The organism is Pseudomonas edaphica (assembly GCF_005863185.1).
In the GTDB taxonomy this organism is placed as follows: domain Bacteria; phylum Pseudomonadota; class Gammaproteobacteria; order Pseudomonadales; family Pseudomonadaceae; genus Aquipseudomonas; species Aquipseudomonas edaphica.
The window spans coordinates 1-4,608 of the sequence record NZ_VBVZ01000506.1; the positions used below are offsets into that span (position 1 = coordinate 1).

At 51.7% G+C, this 4,608-nt stretch carries 5 protein-coding genes and 1 pseudogene; 1 reads left to right on the forward strand and 5 read right to left on the reverse strand.

Going from position 1 to position 4,608, the window contains the following annotated elements; genetic code table 11:
- The first annotated feature begins 324 nt into the window (after window positions 1-324).
- Window positions 325-579: a hypothetical protein gene (locus tag FEM54_RS25310; RefSeq protein ID WP_017136667.1), complete on the forward strand. Its 255-nt coding sequence runs from the start codon at window positions 325-327 to the stop codon at window positions 577-579.
- Window positions 580-862: 283 nt separating this feature from the next.
- On the opposite strand, the gene FEM54_RS25315 is transcribed toward FEM54_RS25310, so the two are convergent.
- From FEM54_RS25315 to FEM54_RS34405, 5 genes and pseudogenes are all read right to left on the reverse strand, one after another.
- Window positions 863-1,282: a hypothetical protein gene (locus FEM54_RS25315; RefSeq protein ID WP_017136666.1), complete on the reverse strand. Its 420-nt coding sequence runs from the start codon at window positions 1,280-1,282 to the stop codon at window positions 863-865.
- A gap of 75 nt (window positions 1,283-1,357) precedes the next feature.
- Window positions 1,358-2,146, reverse strand: coding sequence for a signal peptidase I (gene lepB / locus FEM54_RS25320; protein ID WP_138453519.1), 789 nt, complete (start codon window positions 2,144-2,146; stop codon window positions 1,358-1,360).
- 126 nt (window positions 2,147-2,272) lie between these two features.
- Entirely contained in the window at window positions 2,273-2,869 is a 597-nt protein-coding gene (locus FEM54_RS25325; RefSeq protein WP_138453520.1) for an imm11 family protein, read from the reverse strand.
- 490 nt (window positions 2,870-3,359) lie between these two features.
- On the reverse strand, window positions 3,360-3,845 hold the full coding sequence (locus FEM54_RS25335; RefSeq protein WP_138453521.1) for a hypothetical protein: 486 nt from the start codon (window positions 3,843-3,845) through the stop codon (window positions 3,360-3,362).
- Between the two features lie 413 nt (window positions 3,846-4,258).
- A pseudogene (locus FEM54_RS34405) lies at window positions 4,259-4,608 on the reverse strand (transposase); the annotation flags it as partial.

Sequence of the window (4,608 nt, forward strand, 5' to 3'; positions counted from 1 at the left end):
GGTTGGGGATAGGCGAAAGGGGGTTGAGTCAGGGCGTTGGTGCCTTGCGTGGGTTTGGGTGGGGGGCTTATAGTCCGGCCCGTCGCCCATATGGCGATCAGGTTTGGCGACCTGACAACAGAGTGCAAAAGCAACCCGCTTCCATGCAGGTGTTTTTGCACCCGCAAAGCTGTGCATGTTATGGCGGCTGTGCGCGGGAGACCCTCGGGTCTGCCGGTTACTCTGTTCCGGTTCGCCAACCTGCGTACAGCTGCCACCCATTCGTTTGGCGACGAATGCGTGGTGGCTTAACCCACCAACAGAGTACTGAAAATGAACCAATACATGCCCCTAACGGGCCACGACTGCACCGTCCCCGCTCTGCTTATCGACACCAGTGCACCCCTCGACGTACTCCACGACGCCGCCGCGTACCGGATTCGCGCCGTCACCCAACTGTTGGAAAACCTGGCCTTCCGCGAACAGCTCAGCAGCGATGCTGTGGTGCTTCAAGACTTCGCCCAACTACTGGCTATACCGCTGCGTGATGGGTGTGATTTGCTGGATGTCATTATTCGCAGGCTTAACAGCGTCAACTGACCACGACAGGGCGGCTGACGAGTTGCCCTGCTAATGGTGAGGCAGTGAATAGGTGCGGGCCACGCTTGGGCAGTAAAAGTGGCCTGTCGCCTATGCAGCCTTGGCGCTGTGAAAAGCATGCACTGGGGGAAAAGGGAACGGATTTATTTTATAGCCCTTAAATAACTCTATCCGCTTTGTACCCTGATGCCGAAACGTTCGGTGGCAAGGGCCGAAATCAGAAAAAATGGCCACTCTACGAAGATTAAGTAAGTGCCATTCAAATCCGTGCCCTTTTTCTGCTCTATTTCCTCCCGGCGCAAATCTGCTCCCAGCCTTTCACGATGGTGCCGGTGTACTTGCCACAGGTCGCCCCTTCCAAATTCGCGTCGAGCGCGTCGCGCTCAGGCGCAAGCCATACCGCGTCGGCCAAGTACACCGCGCCCGCTGCCAGCAGCAGAACCACGGCCACCCGCGTCACCATGTAGCGCGCCGTGGCCCGAGGCGTGCGCAAGCGCTCGAACACAAATGCGAACAGCAGCCCAATGCCACACATCAGGAAACCGCCCAGCGCCGCTCCGAAAGCGCCGGCGGTAGAGCTGTCGAAGGAGCCCCACGCCAACATACAAACGCTTGCACTGACGAACATCAGCAGCAGGCACAACCCCTGCACCAACCGCCATCCGACTACCGCTAAACCTGCCATCTGAACCTCACGTGTCATGGGAACCTCGTACCTATATGCGCCGGCTCATTCAAAAAACGTGGTCTGACCCCAATATCTCACCAATATCTCTCTTCAACGGAACGTGGTACCGATGCGCCCCAGGTCACCCGAGAACCAGATGCCGGTCACTTTGCCGACCACATCCTCATCGGCCACCTGGCCCATGAAGCGGCTGTCATTGCTCACATCGCGGTTGTCGCCCAATAAGTACACATGGCCTGGCTCGACGCGCAGAGGCGCCAGCGTAAGGGAATAGTCCTTTTTGACGCGCTCGGCCGGTGCATGGAACAACCCCAGGTTCTCGCCGTTGCGGATCAACTCGCCATTGACGATCGCCAGCGTGTCGCCGCCAATGCCCGCCACGCGCTTGACCGCCTCAGTGCCGTCCCAGCGGTACACCACGATATCGCCCACCTTGGGCGCACCTGGCCGCAGGTCAGAGATGATGTAGTCGCCAACCGACAGCGTAGGTGCCATCGAGCCCGACGGTATGAAGTAGTTTTTGAAGCCTAGCAGCGGCGCGCGAAACACCTCGAATAGGAGCAAGGTGATCACGATCAGCACACCCACGTAGAGCACATGGAAACGCTTGCGTGGCAGGCCTGGCGGGCCGTCGTAACGGCGGGCAAGCACAGCGGAGGCAATCGCGGTGGCCAGCTTGAGCGTGATGATAAAAGCGATGAATACATACAGCCCGACAGGCGTGGCGGCCAACCCGCTCACCCCCATCAGCACAACGCCGATATACATCAGCGCCGCCACCCGGATGGCCCATTTGATACGGCCGACGTACACCAACCCCCAGCCTGCAAACAAGCAGGACATCAGAAAGGCGAGGAGCGAGAACTTGCTGGATTTCATTGGTCATCCTTGATGAGAGGCGAAAAGGGGCAGATTTATTTAATTAACAAAGCACTCGAAAAATCAAATAAATCCGTCCACTTTTTTCTTTTGGCTGATGCCTATTTTTTGCTCTTCTGATTTTCTTTATGCAACAGTAACCTTATCGCCATTAACCGACTCAAATACCGCCCCCACCATTCCTGCTGCCTCAAATCGAAGTTTCACATCTTCGCTTACTACAATCGCACCCAAATATTTTTTAATCCTAAAAATATGAAAATCACCTACTTTTGACTCATCTATGGCCAAATTATAAAACGCGCGGTATTGACCAGCCATGTCTGGGCGCACAGGATCATTCACTGAAAACTTTGTAAACCTTGAAGACTCTTCATCTACACAATCTATTTGTGTTTCTATGATCATTAGAAAATAATTTTGCGAAACGTGTTTCCCTTCGATATCAACGGGCTCAAAGACCACATTATGATAAGTTTGATCGACTTCAGACAAACCTATGAGTGAATTTCGAGCTCTCTCACTCAGAACAGGAACACTCGCGTAGCCCGCTAGAGAATAATCAATTTCAACGCCGTCGAACCTGACATCGAGCGTATATCTGCCAGGCTCCATGAAATTAAGGGGTGGATTACTAAAGTTCCAATTATCCACGTGCCTCACATCGCCGAGCACCCACTTTCCGGAAATAGATAGATCCTGACGCAGCAAATAATATTTCATATCAATCCCTAGTCAGCTACTTATTAACTTCACTACCCACTATAGGAAATAGGGGTCAGACCACTATTCTTAAACTTTTAACACACACTTTTCCGGGCGTCCTGACACACTCGGCGAAACTCCTTTACCTAATATCTGCGCAATCTCTGACGCAAACTTCTGATCGCCCAAAACATAATTGCCGTTTGTAGAAGATCGAATTTGTTCTATCAACTCAGGTGAAAGCCGATCCAGGAATGTTGACCGGTAAGCTTCGGCTCGTTGCGCGGCGCCGCTACCTAAGTCGCTATAAACTGCATGCGGACTTATAAAGCCTGATAGCTCGCCCTGTGCGTTTGCCCTATAGCTGGTCCAACGGTAGTCGCCCGGATGAGCAACCATACCCGCTCTGACCGGGTTCATTTCGATAGGGCGGAAAGGGGACAGATTTATTTAATTAACAAAGCACTCGTAAAATTAAATAAATCCGTCCCCTTTCCCCTCCATCAAATCACACATTAGAAAGCTTCCACAGTATCGCGTAAGGCAGCTCTTCATCAACAATATCATGCAAGCGAAAATAATAAACAGCCAATGAGCTTTCTAAGCCCTTATGAACAAATGCACCATCAGACATAACACGATAGGAGGCGTACTCAATAAATTTGTCAGAACCAAGAGAGCCAAGAGCATTTTTTATCTGACTATAGGTCTCCCCCGCCCCAACTGGAAGCAATTCAGGCGGCGGCCGGCATACGGCCATGTCATCATTTTCAACATCCCTGTAGTAGGCTCTTCTAAATGCAGGCTCACTGCAGGCCCAGTAGAGGGATAGCAAACAAAGTTTTTCCTCTCCCTCATCAGAAAAAGCGTCAGCTAAAAAATACTGATCGTCTGAAATTTTGTATGCACCGTCGTCCATAGCGATAACGCATTGCTCCCGTTCAACAACGACGTCCCCTACCTTTGACTTGCACAGCGATGACCATTCTTTCATGTTAAATACCTCAAGCCTACTGTGGCCATTTGAATATTCGACCTTCGACCCTGCCAGCCTTAAGCGCGCTCTCCGCGGCTGCTTTGGCCGATCCCTCCGGCATATTTTTAACGGAGTTTATGATCTCTGACTGCCAGGCCTTTAACTTTGAATCTGGTAAGGAAGTCGGATAGCTTCCGCCAGGAGCACGATACTTGGCGTCCCAGACGATCACAGATCGCGATGATGGATCATACGTAATGTAATCTGCACCTGGAAGTGACGCTTTCCCAGGTCCGGAAATTGGTGTTTGCCCCGATTCAATAGCCTGACTCCAGCCACGAGCCTCCCCAATTGCTCCGTTTAACTCAGAATATGGGCTGCGTCCGTTATTAACTTTTGCAACGGAAAATAGGGGTCAGACCACTATTCTTCTATTCTTTTAACTCATACTTTTTTGGGCGTCCTGACACACCCTGCGAAACTCTTTTACCTAATGCGTGCGCGATCTCGGACGCAAACTTCTGATCGACCAAAACATAATTACCGTTTGTAGAAGATCGGATTTGTTCTATCAGCCCAGGTGAAAGTCGATCATTGAATAAAGACCGGTAAGCTTCGGCTCGTTGCGCGCTGCCGCTACCTAAGTCGCTATAAACTGCATGCGAGCTTATAAAGCCTGATAGCTCGCCCTGCGCGTTTGTCCTATAGCTGGTCCAACGGTAGTCGCCCGGATGAGCAACCATACCCGCTCTGACCGGGTTCATTTCGATATATCGATAGC